This window comes from Opitutaceae bacterium (assembly GCA_041395105.1).
Taxonomy (GTDB): Bacteria; Verrucomicrobiota; Verrucomicrobiia; order Opitutales; family Opitutaceae; genus B12-G4.
On sequence record JAWLBB010000001.1, the window covers coordinates 31,670 to 55,130 of the forward strand.

At 61.9% G+C, this 23,461-nt stretch carries 19 protein-coding genes; 9 read left to right on the plus strand and 10 right to left on the minus strand.

The genetic code is table 11. The features are described 5' to 3' along the window. The first annotated feature begins 8 nt into the window (after nt 1-8). Together R3F07_00155 and R3F07_00160 are read left to right on the plus strand one after the other, a co-directional pair. On the plus strand, nt 9-1,442 hold the full coding sequence (locus R3F07_00155) for a sulfatase (protein ID MEZ5274770.1): 1,434 nt from the start codon (nt 9-11) through the stop codon (nt 1,440-1,442). 211 nt (nt 1,443-1,653) lie between these two features. Continuing rightward, the gene (locus tag R3F07_00160) at nt 1,654-2,412 is read left to right on the plus strand and encodes a phytanoyl-CoA dioxygenase family protein (protein MEZ5274771.1); all 759 of its coding nucleotides are present in this window, start codon (nt 1,654-1,656) and stop codon (nt 2,410-2,412) included. 328 nt (nt 2,413-2,740) lie between these two features. Here the strand turns inward: R3F07_00160 and R3F07_00165 are convergent, their stop codons facing one another. Continuing rightward, nucleotides 2,741-3,244 (minus strand): thioredoxin family protein, encoded by a 504-nt coding sequence (locus R3F07_00165; protein MEZ5274772.1) that lies wholly within the window; start codon nt 3,242-3,244, stop codon nt 2,741-2,743. Between the two features lie 255 nt (nt 3,245-3,499). Here R3F07_00165 and R3F07_00170 point away from each other — a divergent pair, with 255 nt between their 5' ends. Both R3F07_00170 and R3F07_00175 read left to right on the plus strand, forming a co-directional pair. Then, complete coding sequence (locus R3F07_00170) at nt 3,500-4,195, plus strand: creatininase family protein (GenBank protein MEZ5274773.1); 696 nt, start codon at nt 3,500-3,502, stop codon at nt 4,193-4,195. Beyond that, the gene (locus tag R3F07_00175; protein MEZ5274774.1) at nt 4,192-5,151 is read left to right on the plus strand and encodes an aldo/keto reductase; all 960 of its coding nucleotides are present in this window, start codon (nt 4,192-4,194) and stop codon (nt 5,149-5,151) included. Before R3F07_00170 ends, R3F07_00175 begins: the two co-directional genes overlap by 4 nt. A gap of 598 nt (nt 5,152-5,749) precedes the next feature. Here the strand turns inward: R3F07_00175 and R3F07_00180 are convergent. The 5 genes from R3F07_00180 to R3F07_00200 all read right to left on the minus strand — a co-directional run bounded on the left by R3F07_00180 (nt 5,750) and on the right by R3F07_00200 (nt 13,500). Further along, on the minus strand, nt 5,750-8,455 hold the full coding sequence (locus R3F07_00180) for a UxaA family hydrolase (GenBank protein MEZ5274775.1): 2,706 nt from the start codon (nt 8,453-8,455) through the stop codon (nt 5,750-5,752). 189 nt (nt 8,456-8,644) lie between these two features. Next, the gene (locus R3F07_00185) at nt 8,645-9,781 is read right to left on the minus strand and encodes an ABC transporter permease (protein MEZ5274776.1); all 1,137 of its coding nucleotides are present in this window, start codon (nt 9,779-9,781) and stop codon (nt 8,645-8,647) included. Next, nucleotides 9,778-11,043, minus strand: a complete 1,266-nt coding sequence (locus tag R3F07_00190; protein MEZ5274777.1) for an ABC transporter permease — start codon at nt 11,041-11,043, stop codon at nt 9,778-9,780. Before R3F07_00190 ends, R3F07_00185 begins: the two co-directional genes overlap by 4 nt. A 3-nt stretch (nt 11,044-11,046) precedes the next feature. Next, nucleotides 11,047-11,979 carry an ABC transporter ATP-binding protein gene (locus R3F07_00195; GenBank protein MEZ5274778.1) on the minus strand — a complete coding sequence of 311 codons (933 nt, stop codon included), beginning with the start codon at nt 11,977-11,979 and terminating at the stop codon, nt 11,047-11,049. Between the two features lie 258 nt (nt 11,980-12,237). Continuing rightward, nucleotides 12,238-13,500 (minus strand): ArgE/DapE family deacylase, encoded by a 1,263-nt coding sequence (locus R3F07_00200; GenBank protein MEZ5274779.1) that lies wholly within the window; start codon nt 13,498-13,500, stop codon nt 12,238-12,240. Between the two features lie 105 nt (nt 13,501-13,605). Here R3F07_00200 and pdxH point away from each other — a divergent pair, with 105 nt between their 5' ends. Further along, nucleotides 13,606-14,334, plus strand: a complete 729-nt coding sequence (gene pdxH / locus R3F07_00205) for a pyridoxamine 5'-phosphate oxidase (GenBank protein ID MEZ5274780.1) — start codon at nt 13,606-13,608, stop codon at nt 14,332-14,334. 3 nt (nt 14,335-14,337) lie between these two features. Here the strand turns inward: pdxH and R3F07_00210 are convergent, their stop codons facing one another. The 3 genes from R3F07_00210 to R3F07_00220 all read right to left on the minus strand — a co-directional run bounded on the left by R3F07_00210 (nt 14,338) and on the right by R3F07_00220 (nt 18,298). Then, complete coding sequence (locus R3F07_00210) at nt 14,338-15,042, minus strand: hypothetical protein (GenBank protein ID MEZ5274781.1); 705 nt, start codon at nt 15,040-15,042, stop codon at nt 14,338-14,340. Nucleotides 15,043-15,072: 30 nt separating this feature from the next. Continuing rightward, on the minus strand, nt 15,073-17,310 hold the full coding sequence (locus tag R3F07_00215; GenBank protein MEZ5274782.1) for an amino acid permease: 2,238 nt from the start codon (nt 17,308-17,310) through the stop codon (nt 15,073-15,075). Between the two features lie 91 nt (nt 17,311-17,401). Then, complete coding sequence (locus R3F07_00220) at nt 17,402-18,298, minus strand: DUF6807 family protein (protein ID MEZ5274783.1); 897 nt, start codon at nt 18,296-18,298, stop codon at nt 17,402-17,404. Nucleotides 18,299-18,499: 201 nt separating this feature from the next. On the opposite strand from R3F07_00220, the gene sixA reads away from it, so the two are divergent. From sixA to R3F07_00235, 3 genes are read left to right on the plus strand one after another with little or no spacing between them, the layout of a single operon-like run. Next, a complete protein-coding gene (gene sixA, locus R3F07_00225; protein ID MEZ5274784.1) occupies nt 18,500-19,003 on the plus strand; it encodes a phosphohistidine phosphatase SixA in 504 nt (167 codons plus the stop codon). 9 nt (nt 19,004-19,012) lie between these two features. Next, a complete protein-coding gene (locus tag R3F07_00230) occupies nt 19,013-19,933 on the plus strand; it encodes an SDR family oxidoreductase (GenBank protein ID MEZ5274785.1) in 921 nt (306 codons plus the stop codon). Nucleotides 19,934-19,956: 23 nt separating this feature from the next. After that, nucleotides 19,957-20,649, plus strand: a complete 693-nt coding sequence (locus tag R3F07_00235; GenBank protein MEZ5274786.1) for a lipoate--protein ligase family protein — start codon at nt 19,957-19,959, stop codon at nt 20,647-20,649. A 15-nt stretch (nt 20,650-20,664) separates the two neighbouring features. Here R3F07_00235 and R3F07_00240 read toward each other — a convergent pair whose 3' ends face one another. Next, on the minus strand, nt 20,665-21,984 hold the full coding sequence (locus R3F07_00240; GenBank protein ID MEZ5274787.1) for an enolase C-terminal domain-like protein: 1,320 nt from the start codon (nt 21,982-21,984) through the stop codon (nt 20,665-20,667). Nucleotides 21,985-22,223: 239 nt separating this feature from the next. On the opposite strand from R3F07_00240, the gene R3F07_00245 reads away from it, so the two are divergent. Continuing rightward, nucleotides 22,224-23,453, plus strand: coding sequence for a sialidase family protein (locus tag R3F07_00245; GenBank protein ID MEZ5274788.1), 1,230 nt, complete (start codon nt 22,224-22,226; stop codon nt 23,451-23,453). Nucleotides 23,454-23,461 lie beyond the last annotated feature (8 nt).

Sequence of the window (23,461 nt, forward strand, 5' to 3'; positions counted from 1 at the left end):
AATGGGTCATGCCGATTAACTGCGGCCCCAACATCCTCCTCATCACCTCCGAGGACACCGGCCTCCACTTTGGCTGTTACGGCGATCCGGTCCAGGCAACCCCGAGACTCGACCGGTTGGCCGCCGAGGGCACCCGCTTTGCCAACGCCTACACCACCCAGGCGGTCTGCAGTCCGGGCCGGGCTTCCATCCTGACCGGGCTCTACCCGCACCAGAACGGTCAGTTCGGCCTGGCCACGCATGGGTTCACCATGCATCGGCCGTTTGCCAATCTCTCGACCATTCTCAAGGGAGCCGGGTTCCGGACCGGGCGGATCGGCAAACTGCACGTGCTGCCCGAATCGGCATTTTCATTCGACTTTGTCTGGAACGACCCCGAGCACATCAGCTTCCTCCATCGGGACCAAGTCCGGATCGCGGAGAAAGCCGGCGATTTCATGGAAGAGGACGAGGAACCGTTCTTCCTCATGGTCAACTACCCGGATGCCCACCTGCCCTTCCTGCGCCAGTCGTTTGAACTCCCGGCGAAACCATTCGAGGCCGATGAGGTCGAGGTTCCGGCCGAAGTGGGCCTAACCAGTCCGCGCCTTCGGCGGCACACTGCGGACTACTACAGCTGTATCAGCAGATTGGATTCAGGGATTGGACTCCTGCTGGATCGACTGGAGCAGGCCGGCCGGGCCGGCAACACCCTGGTCTGCTTCATCGCCGACCACGGCGCGCAGTTCTCCCGCGGCAAGGGGACCATCAATGAACTCGGGGTGAAGGTGCCCTGCATCATCCGCTGGCCCGGGGTCGGCCGGACGGGACAGGTCCGCGAAGAGCTGGTCTCCTGCATCGATGTCCTGCCCACCATCCTCGACGCGGTCGGATTACAGCCGCCCGAACCCGTGCCGGGGCGCTCCCTTCGCCCGCTTCTAGCCGGAGAAGAGCCGGATTGGAGAACCCATCTGTTCTGCGAATGGACCTCGAGTCACCCATTCCCCGAACCCTCCTTTCTCTTTCCCCAACGCTCGGTGCGGAACGACCGCTACAAACTCATTTCCAATCTGCTGCCCGACCGCGAGAATCCGGTGGAAGAATACTACACCCGACAGGTTCTGGTCGAAACCGGAGCCAACCAGGAGGAGATTGACGCAGCCCCGGAGAAAACCCGCAAGGCCTACGCCACCTGGCGTCATCCGCCCGCGCTCGAGCTCTATGACCTTCGGGATGATCCCCAAGAGCTCGTGAATCTGGCCGAAGAAAATGCCTTCCGGTCGATCCGGGATGAACTGCTCCGGAAGCTGAAGAACTGGCGGCAAGCCACCGGTGATCCTCTTCTTGATCCCGGCAAGCTGGATCTGCTGATGGCCGAAGACCGCGAAGTCTCCGCCATGCGCGGGTCTCATCGCAATCCCGGCTTTGCCTGGAAATACCCGGACCGGCTGTACCCCTCCTGAAGTCTGTGGAGGCCGGCCAGATTGGTTCACCCGTGCGGAACCCGGCTGCCGAACGGCTTCAGCTTCCCGAATCTTGACCACCCGGCTCCGAAACCATTCGATTGCCGACCGTTTGTCTTCACGCTCCTGCCGCGGATGGTTTAGGGCTGGATGACACGAACGCGCCGTGCCTTAGTGAGCGGTCCCACCTTTGCCTCCAGATTTCGACGCCATGACCACCCCCACCACCCTTCCCGAAACCAAGATCCTGGAATTCCGGACCAACGGATTCGTCCACATCCCCGCGATCATCTCCAAAGAGGAGGCCGCCCGCTTCGCCAGGGCCGCTCTTGATCTGCAGGAAAATCACATCAGAAACCAGACGGCGAACAGCGACCGGCCCGTCTTCACCCAGATGGTCAATGTCTGGCGTGAGAACGAGACGATGAAGGCGCTGACCCTTCATCCCAATGTGGCGGCCGTCGCCACAACGCTGGCCGGCGTTCCCCTTCGCCTCTGGCACGATCAGATCCTGATCAAGAAGCCGCACAACAACGCGCCGACCGAGTTCCACCAGGATCAACCCTACTGGCCGCACGCCAACTCACCCCATCCGATTTCGGCCTGGATCGCCCTGGTCGATGTCCCGGTGGAACGAGGGTGCATGACCTTCATCCCCCGGGCCCAGTCCCGGACCGATCTGCCCGCCCAGAACCTCGGCGACTCGCGCAGCCTCTTCACCATCTGCCCCGACCTCGAATGGGAGCCGCGGGTCATCCTCCCCCTGAAAGCGGGCGATTGCACCTTCCACCACGGCCGCTGCCCCCACATGGCCACCCCGAATTTCACCGACGATCCCCGGGTCGCTCACGTCGTCATCTTCATCGATCGGACCACCACCTACCGCAAGCAGGGGCACGTCGTCACCGATCCGCTCGGACTTGAGGATGGTGCCCTCCTCGAAGGCGATCTTTTCCCGGAGGTGGGTTGACCCGCTGTTGACTCGTCTTTCGGTGCATGCCGAATGGGATTCCCGGCAGAAGAATGCGGTGGCTCGACAATCTGTCGAGTTGAGCGCTGATGCCTTTGAGCCACCCAAAACAGAAGATCACGATGCGGAGCAGTCTGAAGCTGACTTGCGGCGCGATGGGTGTTTAGGATGTTATATCTTATCGCCGGGAAAACTGAACGCTGCCCCTTTGCTTACTCCATCAAGGGTGTCGTTTCATAGTAGAGACCATGCTTTGGTCACGGTTTTGCGGATCGGGATTTGTTCTCAGTGGTGGTGCCGCCGAGACAGGTAGCCTGAAAGAGAGATCTCAGGAATTCGGGATCTTCAGATTCTCGAGCATTTCGAGGAACTCGGCCTTCCCAATCCTGCCAACCGCGTAATCCAGTACCGTTCCCCGGGGATCCGTGAAGATGGTGATCGGTGTGCCTTCGACTTTGTACTGACTGAACGTCTCATCCGCACCGGGTTCACCCGCATAGATCATCACTGGGATCACTCTTTCATTGATTGCAGTCATTACTTTCTCATCGGCAAAGACCTCCCTCTTCATGATCCGGCAGGGCACGCACCATTCGGCCGTAAAAAACAGCAGCATGGGCTTTCCCGATTCGGAGGCCAACTGACGAGCGGAAGCGATGTCGCCCGCCCAGGTCACATCATTCGAAGGGACGTAGTATGAATACCAGGCGTACCCCAGGGAGGCCACGAGGAAGGTCAGCCAAAACCATCGCCAAAAGGGATGGGTTCTCTTTCTTTCGGGTTTGACGGCGGCTCCGGTTGGTTGGGGCGAAGGGACTTCTGGGTTGTTCATGGGATCAGCTTGTCGCGAATCATCGCAAACGCGATTCAATGTTCCTCCAATTTCCAATGGATGGCAAATTGTCGGTCGACGCAGGCTCTCTCCTCCGCAAGCCAGGGCAGCGGAAGCGGAGCACTCAGATTGAAAACACGAAATCCTCCAGCTACCCGCTGACGCGGCCTGAGAGGGAATTGTCGCATCCCGGAAAGCGCACGCCCCCGGGTGTGCAGTTGACCTCCGAATGCATTACGCCTTTTCTCCAACACCATGGAATTGATGTCCTGGGGATATTACGAGCGGCTCCGGCCGGCTCAAATCGACGCCATCCGCAACGAACACCCGATCGCCTACCTCCCATGGGGGGCGCTCGAATGGCACAGCTACCACGACCCGATCGGTCTCGACGGGATGAAGGCCCACGGCCTCTGCACCGCCATGGCCCGGCAGACCGGCGGGGTTGTCCTGCCCCCCCTCTATGTCGCGACCGATACGATCAAACCGCTCAAGGGCTTCAAACACACCCTCGAACACGGCGAGGAAACGATCAAGACCCTCTGCCGCGAGTTCCTCGAGCAACTGGCCGACGAGGGTTTCAAGGTTCTCGTGGTCATGACCGGTCACTACGGCGGGATCCACAAAGACGCCGTGGTCAAGACCGCCGCCACCTTCGCCGCCGCCCATCCCGAAGTGAAGGTCTGGGCCTTTCCCGACAGCGAGCCCATGGAGGGTCACTTCCAGGGTGATCATGCCGCCATCGGTGAGACTTCCTTCCAACTCCTTTTCGACGGAGATCTCGTCGACCTCGGTCTCGTTCCGCAGGATCGCGCCCCCACCCTCGACGACGACGGCGTCTGGGGCGATGACCCGAAAAACGCCACTGCGGAACGCGGACGGCTCCAGTTGAAAGCGTTCCTTGACCACACCGTGGCGAAGATCCAGTCCATGGAGGCCGAGGTTTCATGAAGACCCGCCCCCTCGGACGCACCGGCCTGCAAGTCAGCGAGATCGGCCTCGGGACCTGGGCCTTCAATTCCTGGATCTACGGCCAGGTCGACAACGCCGAGTCCGTCCGGACCATCCGGACCGCGCTCGACCTCGGTATCACCTTCTTCGATACAGCCCCGCTTTACGGGGTCGGCAAGGAGGATGGGGTGGCCGAAAAGGTCCTCGGCCAGGGCCTCGGCGCCGATCGCGATCGCGCCATCATCTCCACCAAGTTCGGACGAAATCCCTCGATGGAAGGGACTCACTTCAACGGCCGCCGGGCCCGTGAGTCGGTCGAGGAAAGCCTCCGGCGTCTCGGGACCGACCGTCTCGATGTCCTCTTCTTTCACTCCCCCTTCGGTCCGCACGAGATCGACGACGATGTCTGGGCCGTCCTGGCCGACCTGAAACAGGCGGGAAAAATCCGGGCCGTCGGCCACTCCATTTCCCTTTTCCAAGACACCCAGGGCATGGCCCGGGAATGGGCGGCGGAGCGGAAGATCGACGTCATCCAGGTCGTGCTCAGCCTGATGAACCGGGAGGCCCTCCCCCTCATTCATGATCTCGGGCAGGACGGCGTCGCCGTGGTGGCCCGGGAATGCCTGGCCAACGGGTTCCTCAGCGGCGCAATTGGACCCGACACGGTCTTCCCCAAGGGATCCCTCAATGCCCGCTACTCCCGCGAGGAGATCACGGAGCGGGCCCGCTATGCAGACGCCCTCAAACAGATCCTCGTCCGCCGGGAGATCACCACCCTGCCCCGGGCCGCCCTCCGCTGGGCCCTGGATCAGGAATTCGTCTCCCTCGCCCTGACCGGCGCCAAGAACGTTGCCGAACTCGAGGATGGCGCCCTCGCCTCCGCGGCCGCCCCCTACACCGCGGCAGAGCTCCAGGCCGCGCAGAACCTGCACCAACGCGACTATTCGGCGGCGTGAAGACGGTCGCCCGACCACCCTGTGGGACCGGGGCAACCGCCTCGCACTGAACAGAACGGGCGCAATCGATGACTGGGCAAACCAACCGTAGCGTGCTAGAATCGCGCATAGTCAGGGGTGCTTGTCGTTGTTTTGTCTCGGACAACCGTTGCGGCTGGCCGGGGACGTCCAGCCCTGCCACGGATGCTCTGATTTCTGTTGGTAGGGCGAGGGCCTCCGGACCCGCTGTCGAAGAGCAGTCAACACCTCGTTGGCTGATCCGATTCTTTCGCTGACTCAGCGCCATTCTAGGGCGAATCGACATAGCATAGACGGGTTTGTTTCGCGTTTGAAAACAAAACGTAGTATACTACGGTTGGTTTTTTGTTCTGAAACCCTACGGTTTATGCTACGTTTGGTTTGAAAGAGATAGATCCAGACCTTCGACGGCGGTTCCGGAGGCCCACGCCCTACCGCGCAAAGAATATCCATGGCAGGGCTGGCCGTCCCCGGCCAGCCGCCATCGCATCAATCAGGGAAGATTCCGTAGAAGAGACCTGCCCGGCCAACACTGTTGCTACGGTTGGTTTTATCCCTCCCAACCGGTCTTCTCCGCATTTCACGAGGTCACCCCGAGCCGGCCGCGGGTGATCTGGAAATCGGTCATTCCGCTCTGCTGACTTCTCGGCTGGAGCGATCCGGACGCCGTCGACCGCAGAAGGTCAATCAGAGCGGTATCCGCCTCCTTTTCTTCCGAGGGAAGAACGAGGTCGACCGACTCGGCAGTCAGTCGCCCGTCCCATGAACCGGCCGCCACCTGGAGAACCGGGAGCAGTGGATGCCCCTCCCGGGGATGAACGGCGACCGCGCCGAGCAGGATCTCGGCCCCACAGGCGCCGAGCCCGGTCAGGTTCTCCACCCAGTGGCGCGTTTCCGTATCCACCAGATGAAGTCCGGGATGCGCCATCGGCTGTCCATAGGCCAGGGTCGGCCGGATCGGTTCGCCCTGGAGAACCTGCGCGCGAAACGAGGGATCCTTCAGGATCGGGTCCGAAACCGGGACAAGGACCGATCCGCCGGAACGAAGCAGCCGATCGGACAATCGTCCGAAGGCTTCGACCAGGCGGGGTGATGGTTCGCCATCCGAAAGAACACCCAAGGCCAGCGCTCCCGGATCGGCCAGTCGCCCTTCGGGCTGCTCCATCGACCGAAGCTTCTGTGAAAACCAGACCTCAATCCGGTCGAGCACCTTGTCCATCCCGCCGTCCAACTGGACGCTGGCCCAGCCAAAACGATTCTCATCAATCCCGGAGTCGCGCAGGCTCTTCCTGAGGACATCGTTGGGGATCTTCTCGCAGCCATGTTCGAGAACCAGCGCCGCCGCCACGTGGGGATGGGTCAGGTAACCCCGGTAAGTCCGCGCCAGCTGACGATAGAGGGCGACCCCGGTCGAGCCACAGCCCTCCGTATGCACCAGCGCCACGAAGCGACTGAGCCCGGCACTGCCGGCGAGGTCGCCCGCATTGAGTCGTTCGGCGGCCAGCCGGGCGATTTCGGCGGAACACATGCTGACCGGCAGGATCAAGCCGATCCGGTCCAATGCCCGGCGATTACCGACCCGCAAGGCGGGGAGGCCGATTCCCTCATCGTTCGAATCCGTTGCCGATCGGGTAATCGGCCTCCCGTCCGGTTCGATCCGTTCGCTCGTATCTGGACCCTGAGCCGGCTTGGTCTGGCGCCAGTTGCGCCAGATCATGACCTGACTGTGACCCGCTCTTTCACCTTTCGTCCGCTCCCCTGAAGCCACCGTCCGGACCAGGTCAAACGCCTCATCGCGCAGCCGGTCCATCGGTTCCCCGTCGAGATACCGGCCCGCATTGACGTCCATTTCCCGCTCGAGCAATTGATGCCGCGCGGTGGTCGTGGTGACCTTGATCGTCGGCACAAAGGGGAAATTGGTGACCGAGCCGTTCCCGGTGACAAAGAGGAGCAGGTTGCACCCGGCCGCGACCTGCCCCGCGATCCCCTCGAGATCACTGCCGGGGCCGTCCATGAAGGTGAAACCCGGTTCGAGAATGCGTTCGGCATAGTCGCCGACCCGGTCAAGTCGCGTCAGCGGCGATTTCTTGGCCGACGCCCCGAGCGATTTGAGCGTGATGTTGTAAAGCCCCCGCAATTGGTTGCCTCCGGACGGATTGCCCTCCGCCGTCGCCCCATGCCAGGACAACCGCTCCTTGAATCTCTCGATGGCCGCAAGAAACCGGCGGGCCGTATCCAAATCCCGGACTCGACCGAGGATGTGATCCTCGGCTCCGATCAATTCATCGGTCTCGGTCAGGCAGACCCGCCCTCCGTGCCGGATGATCTCATGACCCACCGCGCCAACCAGGGGATTTCCGGAAATCCCCGAAAAGGCGTCGGAACCCCCGCATTGCAGGCCGATGCAAAGACCGGAGAGGTCGACCGGTATCCTTGGGGAAGCCGCCACCGCCGGCAGCCAACGCCGGATCTGCGCCTCGGCTTCGGTCTCGGCCGCGGCGTGGGAACCCTCGAGAGACAGAAAACGATGAAGTGTGTGGTCGAGCGGATAATCGTGCCTCTCCATCCAATTCCGCAGCTCACGGTTGTTGATCGGCTCAACCCCGTAATCCACTGCCAGGACCGCCCCGACATTGGGGTGGACCATGAACCCGGCGAGGGTCCGGAGGACTTCCTCCCGGTTGTTCGGCATCTCCGGATCGCCGCCTTCGGTGTGAGCCACCGGAACTATCCCGTCGATCGACGGATGAATCCGCGCCAACCCGGCAACCCGGGCGGCCAACTTCCGGACAAAGCTGCCGGTCCGGGAACTGGTGCCCAGCAAGACGACGAAGTTGCGGGTCCCGGATCCACGACGACCGGTCCGTTGGTGGGCGAGAAAGGCCGCGGGAGAATCCACCTGCTCAACTGGTGGAGCGGGACAAAAGGTCGATTCGTCCAGCCGATAGGCAACGATCCGGCTGACAAAGTTTGGGGTTTCGGGGAAGACACCACCCGCTTTTCGAACCGACAGCGCCCTGAGAATCTCTTCATTGCAGACATACTCACCCGCAACAATCGGCCGGATGGCTTTCCCGAAGGGGCGCCCCCATGAGAGCAAATCCTCACCCGCGCCGACGGACGAGACCGCAAAACGATGTCCGAGCAGCACAGTGAAGGGAACGGTCCGTTCACCATTCGGCATCAAGACCCGGCTGCCGGCATCGATCGTGCACGTCGCGATGGCGACGTTGTCGCGTGGCCCGGCCAAACGAGCACACGCCTGAAATGGAATCGGGCTGCTCATGAAAGTGACGCCAGAGAAAGGCTTACCATCCACGGTGGCGAGGGCAAAGGCGGGAGAAGGCGGCAGGGACCCGGGTCCGGCCCGGCAATGCGGCCCTTCGGGGGTCTTCCACACCGCACCACGAATCTTCGGAGCACCGCGACCCAGCGCAGGGCCACCCTTTTCATCCTCATCGTCAGGACCGATGCCTCAATCGTACTTGAGAAACCGGCCGGCGAGCAGGGTCGCCAGGACCCCGAGCAACGCAAGCAGCCCGAGCTGCCAGTCGATCTGCGCCCACCCGCCGCCAAAACTGATCAACTGGTGCAGGGCGCTCATCGCCCAGCCGGTCGGCAGGCTCATCCCGACCGCCTTCATGGTATCACCCACGATCTCCAGAGGCCACCAGCAGCCGCCCAACGCCGCCATCATCATTCCGATTACGATGGAGAGCCCGAGGACGCGGTCCGGATTCGAGGTCACCGACCCGATGAAGACCCCGCAGGCCGCACAGAGCCAGGCGTAAACACTTAGGGTCAGGACGATCAGCGGCAGGTTGTGGCCGACCTTCACCCCGAAGACCAACTGGCCGAATACGAGCACGACCACGATCTGGAGGCCACCGATCAAAAAGCGTCCGAGGATCTTGCCCACCACGAGCTCCGTCCGACGGACCGGGTAGGCGGAAAGACGTTTGAGAATCCCTTCCTTCCGTTCGACTGACAGACTGATTGCGCCGAAACTCAGAAGATTGATCAGGAGATACATGACGAGGATGCCCGGCAGAGATTGATTGAAGCCGGCCGGAGTCGGATTCTTCCCGGCGAATCGGGCCTCCAGAACAACCGGGTCGGGGCTCTCCAGGATCGCCTTGAGATCACTCTCGACCAGGACGGTTCCCACCGGTCGCTCCCGCGCAAACTCCACGAGGGCGGCATTGACCGCGACGAGCGCACGGACCAACCGGAGCTCAATCATGATGGCGGCGGCATCTTCACTGCCTTCAACCTTGAAGAAGTCGACCTTGACCTGTTCTCCCGCCAGGACCCGCTCGGTGAAGCCCGCCGGGATGGTGATGCCCCGCTTGGCCTGGTCACGCTCCTCCTCCCCGACCAGCCACATGCCCTGGGCATTCAGCTCATCCATCAGGAGATTGGCAAGAAACCCCGTATCCAGATTTTCGATCAGCACCTGCGGGTTGGGATTGACCGGCCCTCCCCCGCCCCGATTGGCCATCCCGATAAAGACAATGAAAGCGAGTGGCATGACGAGGAGCCAGATGAAGGCGACCCGCTGTCGCAGCAGAAGACGGAAATCGGAAACGGCGATCAGCAGAACGTTTCTCATGCCCGACCTCCCTTCTGGAGCAGGCGGTCCAGCAACCATACCGCGAGCAGGACCATGGCGATACCCGTCAACCCGAGAAGCAGACTGGAAGACAACCAGGCCTGTTCTCCCACTCCGTTTTCCAGAGTCCGGATACTGCCGCTGAACCAGTAAAGGGGGGTGAACGGGGTAAGGTGATCGCGGAGAAAGGCGGGCAGGGATTCGACCGGAGCCATGGAACCGCCAACGAAGGCCTGCCCGAAGATGACGATATTGCTGACGACATTGATGCGGGTCTCGCTGCCCGCCAAGGCCGCCACACAGGCCATCAATCCCGCGCAGAAGAATCCATAGGACAGGCAGAGAATCGTCACCGGGAAGGGGTTGCCCCAGGAGACCCCGAAAAGCAGGCCTCCGCCTCCAAAAAGAATGACCGCGCACCCCATTACCATGATCAGGGTGAAGATGACCTTTGCGAATACGATGGGGAACACTCCCGGCATCATGGTGCGCATCCGGGCCATGGTCTGACCCTTGATTTCCTTGTAGATGTCGGTGATGCTCAGGCTGGCGATGAACATCATGAACATGGCGGTCATCCCGGAAAGAACGAAGCCGAAGATATTGAAGCCGGGGCCATTCTCCGATCCCGCCTCCGCGCGCTCCCCGCTCGAATAGCTGATCCGCGGGGGAAAGAGGTAATCCTCCACCCGCTGGACGACGACTTCCAGGCGGATGAGCAGCGCCGCAACGGTCAACAGGCTCGTCCGTTTCTCATCCCCAGGAGTGATGATATCCTTGATGTCCTTCAGCTCCGGCCCAAAGGTCCGACTGAGCGCGTTGAGCGCCTCGACCCCCGCGTCCGTCAGTTCCTCGACGATCGCGGGATAATAGGACTGAGCGGGATTCTTGATCAGCACCAGCGGGGGCGGCCTACCCGCATCCAGATAGGCATCCGTGAAGCCTTCGGGAATGATGATGACCGCGCTGATCTGGTCCTTTTCAATCAGCCGCATCGCCTCCGTCCGGTCTACAATCTGTGGTTCGATGAACTGTCTGTTCTCGCCCTGGTTGAAGGACCCTTTCAGGAAATCGCTGAGCGGGGTATCATCTTCATCGACGACCGCAATCTTGATCGCGGCGACCGGCTGACCGCCCTCCTTCGGACCAAAGGCCAGCCCGATCACCCCGGTGATACAGAGAGGTATGGCCAGCTGAATAAGGAAGGGCAGCGGATTGCGCCAGGCCCGACGGAGATCCTTGCGGAGCAGTTGACCGATCATGGATCACTCGCGAAGTTCGCGCCCCGTCAGCTGGAGGAAGAGGTCGTTCAGGGTCGGTTTCTTCACGGTGGCGTTTTCCACCGTGACCGGCAGCTCGAGCAACTCACGCAGGCAATCCGAGGGATGGCGTTGCTGCAGGGGAGTGAGCATGAATTGCTGGGGCTTGCGCTGTATCACCCGGAAATGGTCCCGAAACCCGGGCCAGGTGGCCGGATCCAAATCATCAAAGGCGCCCTCGAGCACAAAGATCTGGTCGCCGCCGACCCGTTTCCGCAATTCCTCCAGAGTGCCCTCCACGAGCACACGGCCATGGTCGATGATCCCGATGCGGTTGCAGAGTTCCTCGGCCTCCTCCAGATAATGGGTCGTGTAAAGAACGGCCGTTCCGTCGGCGACCAGACCCTTGATGAAGGAAAGGATATTGGCACGGGCCTGCGGATCGATGCCGACCGTCGGTTCATCGAGAAGCAACAGCTTGGGGCGATGCATGAGGGCGCAGCCCAGATTGATCCGCCGCTTCATCCCTCCGGAATACTTTTTGATCGGATCACGCGCCCGCTCGGTCAGGTTGAGCGATTCGAGAAGCACGACCGCCCGTGCGCGCACCTCGCGCTTCGAAAGACCGGCCAACTGACCCCAGAATTCCAGGTTCTCCCGACCGGAAAGCTCCTCGTAAAGCGCGATCTCCTGGGGCACGACCCCGATCTTGCGCTGGGCCGCGATCGGGTCCGACCAGAAATCCTTTCCGTCCACTCGGACTCCGCCCGCGTCGGGTTTGAGAAGCCCGGATACCATGGAGATGGTTGTCGTCTTGCCGGCTCCGTTGGGACCGAGCAGGCCGTAGATTTCACCGGCTTCGACCCGGAAATTGACACCGTCCACCGCCTTCAGATCCCCGAAGGCCTTGGATAGATCGTTCACTTCAAGATAACTCATGGGTTATGTTCCCGATTCCGAATGGCGCTGAACCGATACCGCGCCCCATCTGTATACCCCGGGTGACCATGGATGGATACACTTCTTTTTTGGATTTCGACGGATTCCCCGCGGAGGCCCGGCCGTGATTCCGGTTTCATCACCCGCCTGCGATGAGCCTGTCGAACCCGGTTTCCTGCGGCGGGTCGGAGTCGCGCCGCGGCAAGGAACTGCAGTTTGCGATAAGGGTGTTCGATCCCGCTGTGTCCCCCCATTCGGTCAGCCCTCCAGGAAATGTGCATAAACGCGGGCCGTCATAAGCAGTTCGTGGATACTGATTCGCTCGTCGACCGCGTGGTAATTGAAGCCGCCCGGCCCATAGCCGATTGTCGGCAATCCGGCCCCCTGGGCAAAGAAGTGGGAATCATTGAATCCCGAAGAGATCGAAAACGCAGGTCGCCGACGCCGGATCGCGGTGACCGACCGGGCGAACTGCGCCGGCAACGGATCACTCGGCTCAACAAAACTCGAGGGATGCCTGCAGATCGACTTCACCTCCGTTTTCAGGTCGGGAATGTCCTTTGAGGCCGCTCCGATGAAGGTGCGCAGATCCCGCTCCGCGGCGGCCAGTTCCTCGTTGGGGAGCACCCGGCGATCGATGGTGAAGGTCACGCTGCCCGGTACGGTGTTGATCTTTCCGCCGGCGGCGGTCGCGGTGACCCCGCCCACATTGATGGTCGCGCTGCGAGGCCGGCCGTCCGGCGCCATGAAGACGATCTTTTCCAATCGCTTCTTGTAGCTTTCGAGAGCGGTCACCAGGCGACTCATCTTTTCGACTGCGTTGACCCCCCGATCCGGATGGGCACCGTGGGCCGCCTTCCCGACAACGGTGACCTCGAGCCAGACAACCCCGTTGTGACCACAGCCGATGCTCAACCCGCTGCCCCCTTCGCAGACGACCGCCCAATCCGCCCTGACCAATCCCTGTTCAACGATCCAGGAAGCGCCAAGGATACTGTCGGTCTCCTCATCGGCCGTCAGGGAAACCTCCACGTTGAAGGCGGGCTTGCGCTTCAAACCATGAAAGGCACCCAGGGCCTGGAAGAGGCTCCCGATCGCACCCTTCATGTCGGCCGATCCCCTGCCATAAAGCCAGTCACCCTCGACCACCGGCTCGAAAGGTCCGTGGGTCCAGCCGGCCGAGGCCGGGACCACATCGTAATGGGCATTGAAATGGACCGTCTTCTCCGCCCCGACATCCCAACGTCCGACGACATTGGCCCGGGGAAATCCCACCAGGTCCGGCTGCCGATCGACCGCCTCTTTCTCCGGGACACGATGGACCGTGGCGCGAAACCCGATTCCGCGGAGACGACGGGCAAGAAAGTCACAGATTTCCGGATAAGCGTTCCCGGGAGGATTGACGGTTTGAAAACGGATCAGTGACTGGATCAACTCAATCATCTGATCGCGGTCCTCAGTGATCCGGGCGTGCAGCGCATCGGGCATGGTGTAAAAAGGGATTCCGGCGACGAGAATCACAATAGACCTCGACGCACCGCCACTACAAGATCAGGTATCGCCGTGATACAATCAGGCGGCTTGATTGACCAGGATTCTCATGGTTGAGTCGGACCCGCCGTCGCGATGAAACCACAAACCCGCAGCAAGGCTGCCAGCTTCCTCTTCTACATTCCCTTCGCCCTGCCCATCTGGAAGGCACTCAAGGGAACCGGCGTGCGGGTGGCCGATATGCGCCGGGATTACAAACTGGCCGGCCTGGAACGCGGCGATCTCGCAGTCGATCCCATCAGCCAGTTCGAGACGTGGTTCTCCAACGCCGTCTCGTCGGGACTCACCGAGCCCAACGCGATGATCCTGGCCACCGCAGGCTCGGACGGGCGGCCGGCCGCGCGAACCGTCCTGCTCAAGGGATTCGATTCCCGTGGTTTCGTCTTCTTCACCAACTATCAGAGTCGCAAGGGACATCACCTCGAGGAGAATCCCTGCGCCTCGCTCCTCTTTTCCTGGACCTTCCTCGAACGCCAGGTTGAGATCCGCGGACCGGTCACCCGGGTCTCTCCCGAGGAGACCGCAGACTATTTCTACACCCGGCCGATCGGCAGCCAGATCGGCGCCTGGGCCTCCGCCCAGAGCACGGTCATCGAGTCACGGAAAGCGCTGGAAGAGAAAGTGACCGCTCTGATGGAAAAGTATCGGGGGCAGTCGGTGCCGGTGCCCCCATTCTGGGGCGGGTTTCGGGTTGAGCCCGAATCGATCGAGTTCTGGCAGGGCCGCCCGAGCCGCCTCCACGACCGCTTCCGCTATTCCCGCCAGTCCGACAAGAGCTGGAAGGTCGAACGGCTCTCGCCCTGAGTCCTACTTCTCCGGTTCTTCGTCAGTGGGTTCCTCTTCGTGCTCCGCGTCCAGCTCACGAAGCCTCCTCTTCCACATGACCTCCACGGCAGACTTGCTTCCAAGTCCGAAAGCCAGCACGACGGTCAGCGCGATCGTGCCGAAAGCGATGAAGAAGGCTCCGGTCACAATACCCACTGCGATATCCAACTGGACGAGTGCGATGGCGGAGGTGACCACGATGATCGACGAAAAGACGATGCGGCCAACCAGGCGCGCCCGCTCGAATTCCTCCTGATAAAGCGATCGACGAACCGATTTGGACGCGGCCGCCGCGATGCCCCAACCGACCAGCATGATGATGGACGAGGCGACCAGACGCGGAATGAGCACGACAAAGCGTTCGAGCATCTCCGAGAGAACGGTCAGCCGCCAGATGACGGTCGCGTTGTCGAGGAAGATGAGGAAGATGACCCCCCCGGTCAGCGTTCCCAGGAAGGCGAACAGAGAGTGACGCACATCCCCCTTGTCGACCGCCTGCCCCCATCCGAGGCGCACCATGACCCGGTCGATTCTTGACAGAATCAAAAGGCGGACGACGAGTTTGGCGCCCAACCAGGCCACAACCAGACCGAGCACGAAAACGATGAGGCCCGCCAGCAGGTTCGGCATGTAGTCGCCGATCTGGTCGACGACGTCATTGACGGAGGGGATGTCTTTCTCGCTCATGATGTGCGCAGGTAATTCCTGGAGGGGTTCTCAGTTCTTCAGCCAACGCTTGGGATCCGCCGACATTTCGTAAACAGTGATGACGGGTTTGGAGGTACGATCAGCCAGTTCCAGCGGCAAGGCGTAACCAAGCAGCTGCTCCAGCAGTCCGGCCTCCGTCCCTCCAATCACCACCAGATCCGCCTCCCTGGCCTCGTGAATCAGGCCGTTGATGATGTCAGTATGGGGAACGACGATCCGCTCCGCATCCGGATGGCGTTCACCGAGGGCATGGGCCATCCGCTTCTCCGCCGCAAGGTGGTCGCGGGATGACGCATTCGGCGACACGATGTGAACCGCACGCACTCGTCCCTGGTAGACACCGGCCAGCGCGTCGGCAAAATCGGCGGTCAACTGCGAATTGGGGCCCGTCGCGAAGGGAAAGAGCACTCGGTCAATCTTCTTCGGCCAGCGGTCGGCACTGACCACCATGACCTGCGCCGGTGCCGAGCGGACAACCCGGTCCACCGCCGTCGCGGCGAAGCGCTCGAGAAAACCGGCTTTCCGCGGGCGGCCGGTGACGATCAGGTTGCACTTCTCCTCCAGTGCGGTCTCGATGATCCCGTAGGAGATCCGGTGGGATATCTTCACCACCGTCTTGATGGGAAGTCCGTCCGCCTTGAAGTCGACGAGGATCGCGGCGAGTTGTTCCTGGGCTTCGGCGACCGAATTGAGGCCTTGGGCCAATCCTTCATGCTCGTCGACCTCGACCACGGTCAACGCGATCAATTCCCCATCATAATGCCGGGCCACCGAAGCGGCGGCCCCCAGAACAGTCGGGGCCGTCCGCGGATTGCCGATGGCGACGAGAATCCGGTAATCGCGGCGCTCCGCCGCTTGCCGCACCTCAACCATCTGGGCGTAGGATCGATCGCGCCGCCGGGAATACCCGTAAAAGACACCCAGGCCGAGGCCGATCCAGATCCCGGCGCTCAACCAGCCCATCGGGCTGTAGACAAAGAGATAAACCGCCAGGGCCAACTGGGCGATGATGCCCAAGATCGGGATAACCGGGACCCAGGGGACTTTGAATCCGCGATGCAGGTCGGGACGCTTTTTCCGCAGGGTGATGACAGCAGCGAGGACTTGAATGAACAGGAGCAGGAAGAGGATGTTGGCCGCGCTGGCCACCGTCTCGATCGGCAGGGCCACCGCCATGAAGATGGTCAGCAGTCCGGAAACCAGAATGGCCCAATGAGGAGTCTTGCAGCGTTCGTGGATGCCGGCGAAGAACGCCGGCAGATTCCGGTCGCGCCCCATCGCCAATGAGACCCTTGACGAGGAATAGATGGTGGCGTTGAGCGCGCTCATGGTCGACAGCAGGCCCCCGATCAGGATCATGATCCCGCCTCCCTTGAAGAAGCTCCGGGCGACATCGACCAGCGCCGTTTCCTTCTGGAGCCCGAGGAATTCCCAGGTGGGCATCCCTTCCGGGGTCTGCACTGCGCCGATCGCCACGAAAGCCACCAGCAGGTAAATCGGGACCACAATGAGAAGCGACAGGAAGATGGCCTTCGGAATGTTCCGCGCCGGGTTCTGCACCTCCTCGCTGCACTGCGCGATGATTTCATACCCTTCAAACGCGATGAAGGTCAGCCCCATCGCCACGAAGATGCTGCCGAAACCATTCGGCAGGGGATCATCCAGGAACCGCGCCTGCCAGTCGGGCTGCCTCAGGGTCGCCCAGATCCCGAATCCAATGAAAACGATCAGAACAAGGATCTTCCCGGCGGTCACGATATTCCCGGCACCACCCGCTTCGGAGGCGCCCCGGTAATTGATGTAGCAGAAAGCCACGACCACCAGCACAGCCATCCATTTCTCCATCGGAAGGAAGGGGGTCTGAAAGTGCTGCAGGCCAACCACCGGCAGGACCTCCTTGAGGTAGGCGCCGAATCCAAGCGCATAGAGAGCGCAGGCCACCACGTAGGCGAACCAGGCCATCCATCCACTCATGAATCCCTGAGGGTCCTTCAGGCCCTGCTTCACGTAGAGATAGCCGCCCCCTGCCTCGTGGAAACAACTGCCCAGCTCCGCGTAAGCCGCTGCCGCAAAAAGTGTGACCAGCCCATTGAGCAGGAAGACCACGATCAACCCCGGACCCGACACACCCGCCGCGATGCCCGTGAGCACAAAGATGCCGGCTCCGATCATCGCGCCGACACCGATCATGGTGACATCCACCAATCGCATTTCGCGACTCAGGCGGACTTCTGAGGACGACGGCATGAGGTGGGGAAGTGAAGGCCGGAAGATGCTATACCCGCAGACCTGGGGGACGGAAGCGAAATCGATGCCCGTCCATTGCGGAATCCTTCCGTCAAGCAGAGTCCGGCCCGAATGGCACCCAATCGGCGAATCGCCGGTACTCCGCAGCGATCTGTTCAGGATCGCCCTTCCCCGGATGGACGAAGTGACGGTAGGCGAGCCGGAGGATCTCCCCTTTCTTGAGGTCGAGGGGCTCATCCCGGATGATCGCAGCATTCATTCCCTGGATGTACTTCTCCGTCCAGGTCAGCCAGGGCGTGGGATGGCGCCGGTTGGTCGGGTGGTCCATCAAGGTCAGCCCGCCCCAATGCTGGAAGTTGTGCGGGTCCGGAATACCATCCAGCCACCAGGTGTAGTCGGTCCAGGGAGCCCGGTAGCGGTGGGCTTCCGGCCAGGTGGTCTCCCCCTGGGTGTTGCGCAGTTCCGGCTCCACCGTCCGCACGAAACGAACGGTCATCCCGGCATAGCCGCCCCATTCGATGTGCCGGTCGAGGTGGACGTCAACCAGCGGTGTGAAGGTCAGCTCCCAATCGATGAAACGCAACCGCCCCGCGTCCTTCTGTGTGTAGGTGATCCGGCGCTCGTCGCGGATGAGCGGATCCCCTTCCGGCTTGATCCACTCGATCACATTGGTGAGGCGGACCCGATCCACCCCGGGCTCCTCCACCGCAATCGATACATTCCGGGTCGTCGCCCAGGGGTGACCGGATCCTTCCTGATCCCAGGCGTTGAGCCCGTTGATATATTTCCAGGAAAAGTACATCCCGCAATGCCAGGGGTGGTCGCCGGGACGGATCATGGTAACGGGATGGGCACCCGGCAGATAGACCGGATGGCAATAGGGATAGAGATCCACCTCGCCATAGCGGTAGGTAAAGAGCGGTTCCGTGCCATCATGCACCGTGACCGCGCGATTGAAATCGTGAGTGATCCTCAACTGAGGTGACATGAGGGGAAGTTGAAGCGAAACGCCCCCCGAAAGCAAAGCTTCCAGGAATTTCCTCACCTCTCAGGCCAGCCTCCGAGGATTGACGGCAGAACCCATTCTCACGAAAATACCGGGAATGAATGACGGCGCGGCACCACTGAACCGGACTGCATCGCGGCCGGGCCGGGCCGCCCCTCACTTTCCCTGTTACCATTTCCTCCGATGAACCTCTTCCTGATGCGACATGCCCACGCCGTGAGCGAATACGAGGACGTCAGCCGCCCTCTGAGCCCGCGCGGGCAGGCCCAGGTCAGGATCGTCGGCGAGCATTTTGACAACCGGGGCCTGATCGACGCCACCAAGATCTGGCACAGTCCGCTCCAACGTGCCCGCGAAACGGCGGAGTTGTTCGTCCGCTACGCCAACCTCGCGGGGTTCTGCCGGGAGGTCGAAGGACTCGAACCCTTCGATGATGTCCGGGGGGTGGCCCGCCGCCTCTCCGGTTTCAACTACCCTTTGATGATCGTCGGTCACGAACCGCATCTCGGGCGCCTCGTCTCTCTTCTGGTCAGTGGAACGGTCGACCACGAGATCATCCACTTCCATAAGGGCGGCATCTGCTGCCTCAAGCGAGTCGAGACCAGATCCCAGGCCCGACTCTGGAGCCTGCATTGGTACCTGACCCCCGGTCTGCTTCTGCGCGAGGATCCCTACCAGGAATCCTGATTGCATCCCATGCGCATCCTGCTTCTCGGCGGATCCGGGCTGGTCGGCTCCAATCTTGCTCCCCTCGCCCATAAACGCGGACATCAAACCATTGCCTGGTCCGGCTCCTGGCCGGGAGAAATTCCCGGGGCAGAGCGGACCGTTCGGATCGACCTGACCGATCTCGACGCGGTGCAATCGGCCATTCTCGACCTTTTCCCGGACGCCATCATCAACGCGGCCGGGGTGACCGAACCCGCGCACTGCCAACAGGACCCCCGGGGATCCGCCCTCCTCAACGTGGAGCTTCCGGAGCGGCTGGCCCGGCTCGCCCATCACCTGAGCGCCCGCTTCATCCATTTCTCCAGCGAACAGGTCTTCGATGGCTCCCGACCTCCCTACCGGGCCGCCGACAAGCCGGACCCGACAAACCTCTATGGGCGACAGAAGGCCGAATCCGAGAAGCGGGTCCTCGACGCCGCCCCCGAGACCGCCATCGTCCTGCGCGTCCCCCTCCTGACCGGCAACAGCCTGAGGGGAACCCGCAGCCTTCATGAACGCCTCTTCGGCCTCTGGTCCCGGAATCAGGCCGCACGGCTTTACCACGATGAAATCCGGCAACCCTGCAGCGCGGACAACCTTGCCGCCCTCGCGGTCGAACTCTGCGAACGCAACGATCTCCAGGGAATTCAGCACTGGGCCGGGGCCGAACCCCTCTCCCGATTCGAAATGGGCCGACGCATCCTGCAACGATTCGGCCTGCCGGAGGACCTCGTCATCCGGTCCTCCCGGCTCGACGACCCCGAAAGCACGCATCGTCCGGCCGACCTTTCAATGGATCTCACCGGTCTCGCCGGGATCGTGAAAACCCCGCGGCAAGACTTTGCCGATCAACTCGATCGCATGATCGTGCCCATTCCCTTCCGCGAATGGTTCAACACCCTCGGGTGAACGACCGCAAACCCACGGACCCGATGCTGCTTCATCTCCTTCCCGACCGGACCGCCGACGCGGCCGAGAACATGGCGCTCGATTTCCTCATGCTGCAACGGTATCCGGACGCCGACCACCTCCGGCTCCGGCATTACGACTGGCGACGCCCGGCCTGCACCTTCGGCTACAGCCAGAAAATCGCCTTTGTCCGGGCGCAACTCCCGCAGCCCGGCCTCGACCTGACCCGGCGGGCGACCGGCGGCGGCATCGTCGATCACACCGAAGACTGGACCTTCTGCCTCGTCATCCCGAGAGCCCACCCTCTCTGGGCCGATCCCGGCCCGAGCGTCTACCGAAGTATTCATGAATCCATGACACATGCCCTGCGAGGGCTCGGTGGGCGGGTCCGGCTCGAATCGCGGACCCCGGAGGCCCCGGCCGGCGTCTGCTTCAACCGGGCCGAGATCAATGACGTGGTTCTGGAGTCGACCGGAGCCAAGGTGGCGGGAGCGGCCATGAAGCGCAACAAACGCGGCCTGCTCTTTCAGGGTTCGATCTGGAAACCCCTTCTGCCCGATCTCGACTGGGAGGCATTCGGAGAGGCATACGCCCACCGCCTGGCGGCCGATGCCGGGGTCCGGGTGGAAGAACCCGGATGGCCGGACTTCGACCCCGATGAGGAGTCCGGCCTGATCGACCAGTATGCGTCCAGCGAGTGGATCGAAGCGCGGTGAGGATCGGATGCGGTCTCACCGATCGGTGACCGACCCATCCGGGAAGTGAAGGATCCCGAAATCCTTCTCGTCATAAGGAAACCTTGCGGCGACGGACTCGTCGAGATCGATCCCCAGGCCCGGTCGCTCCGGCGGCGGTGCGTAGCCCCGCTCGTAACTGAAATATCCCCCGTAAAAGAGATCCTGCCAGAAGGGATCCTGACCGCTTCCGATTTCCAGAAGGGTCGCGTTCGGCGTAGACATGCAGACATGCATCGACGCGAGCGTGCTGACCTCGCTCTGGGGGTTGTGCGGAGAAACATCGACGCGGAAGACTTCGGCCAGGGCCGCGATTTTCTTCATCTCGAGAATACCGCCGACATGAACCACATCCGGCATGATCACATCGACCAGACGTTCACTGCAGAGCGGCCCGAAATCGTAGCGACTGCACAGCCGTTCACCGGTGGCCAGGGGAACCCGGGTCTGCTGCCGGACCTGACGGACCTCCGCGATCACTTCGTTCTCAAGCTGGGTCACTTCCTCAACCCAGAGCGGACGATAGGGCTCCGCCCGGTTGCAGAATTCGATCGCGGCCAGCGGGTTGGCCTTCCCGTGAACCTCCACGATGATATCGAAATCCGGACCCACGACCTCCCGGACCTCGGCCAGATGCTCGATGCCTTCCCGGATCGCCTTGCGGAAGTCGACCGCCTGGGAATCCACCGGAAAGAATCCACCTTTGACGCAGGTCCAGCCGTCCTCCTTCTTCTGGGCCCAGAGTTGAAGGGCTTCGTCCTTGCCCTGGGGCCGCCGTTTCTTCCGGTGGCTGATCCGCTCCAGGTAGCCTTCATGGCAATACAGGCGCACCCGGTCCCGGGCCTTTCCGCCCAGCATCCGCCAGATGGGCAGACCGACCGCCTGGCCGAGTATGTCCCAAAGGGCGATTTCCACCGCGCTCAGAGCCGACATCAGGACCGGGCCACCCCGGTAGCGGGGCCCCCGGAACATCGACTGCCAGAGTCGCTCAATCTCGCCCGGATCCTTGCCGACCAGGTAGCGCTTGTGCTCCTGGATGGCCGAGGCGACCGTGGCGCACTTGCCCGACAAGGTGCCCTCACCCAGACCGGTGATGCCCTGATTGGTGAAGATCTTGACGTAGACGTAATTCTCATCGTTGCCCGCATCGACGAGAAACGTCTTCAAGTCGGTGATCCGCAGATTGCGGACATCCCCTTTCTCCTGGCTGGTTTGAAGTGACGGACCATCGTCCGGGGAAGCCCGCAGAAGGGGACCGGAGGCCGCGGCCCCGATTGCGCCCAGACCGGCGGTAAGGAATCGACGTCGATTGATCATGATGGGGAAAGAGGGATGAGGATGGATACGGTGATGAATATGGGCTTCGAGGGTTCCGGCCGAGCCGAGAGATTCGATCTCCACCTGCCCCAAAAACTCTTATTTCATGAATTACAACAAGTGGGAATCGTAACGATCTGAGCTCTGAGATCTCTTGCCCTGATGACGAATGAGCGTCAAACAGAATTGGTTGCCCGTGTTCCGGCAACCGCAGATGTCTATTTCAAATTCTTATCCCAATGAAAATATCCCCGTTCACGATAATCACTCTGCTCATGGCGCTCAACCTTTCGGCCACCTCGAGTCTCCAACATGTCGTAGTCTATCAGCAGGAGGGACGCTTCGCCGGCTGGCCTGCCAACAACGGCGCCTGGATGTTCGAAGGCGACGAGTTGCTCGTCGGCTTCACCGAGGCGCCCTACCGGCTCAATCCCGGCGGGCACAATATCGGGGACGAGGCCGATCAGCGCAGCTGGCTGGCCCGCAGCACCGACGGCGGCAACACCTGGAGAGCGTATGACCCGGAACACTACGTGGGCGACTTCGGCGACGAACCGGAACTCCAGCCGGTGCTTGAGCCGATCGACTTCTCGGCCCCGCAGTTTGCGATGCGCGTCGTGGGCATCGGATACCATGGATCGAAGGATCCGCGCGGCCACTTCTTCATCAGCAGCGACGGGGGCCAGGACTGGAAAGGCCCCTACGGATTCGGAGATCTGGTCCATCATCCGGAGCTTGAGAAATACGGCATGACCGAACTGACCCCGAGAACCGACTACCTGGTCCTCGATCGGGATTCCGCCCTGATCATGGTGTCGGCCCGGATCCCGGGCGAGTTCGGAACCGACCGGCTTTTCTGCCTGCGAACGTCCGATGGCGGCCGCAGCTTCGCCTTCTCGGGCTGGGTCGTGCCGCCTTATGATCCGGTCCTGAGTGACCCGGATGCCCGCGTCCCCCTGACCGACGATCCGGCCCTCAACCCCCACCCGTCCAAGGCCCGCGCGGTCATGTCCCAATCCTTCCTGCTGGCGGACGGATCGATGGTGACCGCGATGCGCCGGCGCTATCGAGACGACGAACGCGGGATCAACCAGAACTGGGTCGACGCCTACCGGTCGACCGACGGGGGCCACAGCTGGAAGTTCATGGCGGTGGTCGGCGATGCCGGCAGCGGCAACGGAAATCCACCCGCCCTCAACGCGACGGCCGATGGCCGGCTCTGCGCGGTCTTTGGTGAGCGCGAAAACGGCCGAATCCTCGTCACCTACAGCTCCGATGAGGGCAGAACCTGGACCGCGCCCTTTGTTCTCCGGGATGATTTCTGGTCGGAAGACATGGAAACAAACGACCTGGGATACCCCCGCCTCTTTCGGCGGTCCGATGGCAAGATGGTCGCTCTCTATTACTTTTCGACCCGGAAAAATCCCCACGGTATCTTCGCTACCATCTGGGACCCGACCGAGCACTGAGAAAGGAC

Excerpts from the sequence above, each read along its gene's own strand:
- R3F07_00155 (MEZ5274770.1), top strand. The coding sequence starts at position 9 with ATGCCGATTAACTGCGGCCCCAACATCCTCCTCATCACCTCCGAGGAC.
- R3F07_00160 (MEZ5274771.1), top strand. The coding sequence starts at position 1,654 with ATGACCACCCCCACCACCCTTCCCGAAACCAAGATCCTGGAATTCCGG.
- R3F07_00165 (MEZ5274772.1), bottom strand. The coding sequence starts at position 3,244 with ATGAACAACCCAGAAGTCCCTTCGCCCCAACCAACCGGAGCCGCCGTC.
- R3F07_00170 (MEZ5274773.1), top strand. The coding sequence starts at position 3,500 with ATGGAATTGATGTCCTGGGGATATTACGAGCGGCTCCGGCCGGCTCAA.
- R3F07_00175 (MEZ5274774.1), top strand. The coding sequence starts at position 4,192 with ATGAAGACCCGCCCCCTCGGACGCACCGGCCTGCAAGTCAGCGAGATC.
- R3F07_00180 (MEZ5274775.1), bottom strand. The coding sequence starts at position 8,455 with ATGAGCAGCCCGATTCCATTTCAGGCGTGTGCTCGTTTGGCCGGGCCA.
- R3F07_00185 (MEZ5274776.1), bottom strand. The coding sequence starts at position 9,781 with ATGAGAAACGTTCTGCTGATCGCCGTTTCCGATTTCCGTCTTCTGCTG.
- R3F07_00190 (MEZ5274777.1), bottom strand. The coding sequence starts at position 11,043 with ATGATCGGTCAACTGCTCCGCAAGGATCTCCGTCGGGCCTGGCGCAAT.
- R3F07_00195 (MEZ5274778.1), bottom strand. The coding sequence starts at position 11,979 with ATGAGTTATCTTGAAGTGAACGATCTATCCAAGGCCTTCGGGGATCTG.
- pdxH (MEZ5274780.1), top strand. The coding sequence starts at position 13,606 with ATGAAACCACAAACCCGCAGCAAGGCTGCCAGCTTCCTCTTCTACATT.
- R3F07_00210 (MEZ5274781.1), bottom strand. The coding sequence starts at position 15,042 with ATGAGCGAGAAAGACATCCCCTCCGTCAATGACGTCGTCGACCAGATC.
- R3F07_00215 (MEZ5274782.1), bottom strand. The coding sequence starts at position 17,310 with ATGCCGTCGTCCTCAGAAGTCCGCCTGAGTCGCGAAATGCGATTGGTG.
- R3F07_00220 (MEZ5274783.1), bottom strand. The coding sequence starts at position 18,298 with ATGTCACCTCAGTTGAGGATCACTCACGATTTCAATCGCGCGGTCACG.
- sixA (MEZ5274784.1), top strand. The coding sequence starts at position 18,500 with ATGAACCTCTTCCTGATGCGACATGCCCACGCCGTGAGCGAATACGAG.
- R3F07_00230 (MEZ5274785.1), top strand. The coding sequence starts at position 19,013 with ATGCGCATCCTGCTTCTCGGCGGATCCGGGCTGGTCGGCTCCAATCTT.
- R3F07_00235 (MEZ5274786.1), top strand. The coding sequence starts at position 19,957 with ATGCTGCTTCATCTCCTTCCCGACCGGACCGCCGACGCGGCCGAGAAC.
- R3F07_00240 (MEZ5274787.1), bottom strand. The coding sequence starts at position 21,984 with ATGATCAATCGACGTCGATTCCTTACCGCCGGTCTGGGCGCAATCGGG.
- R3F07_00245 (MEZ5274788.1), top strand. The coding sequence starts at position 22,224 with ATGAAAATATCCCCGTTCACGATAATCACTCTGCTCATGGCGCTCAAC.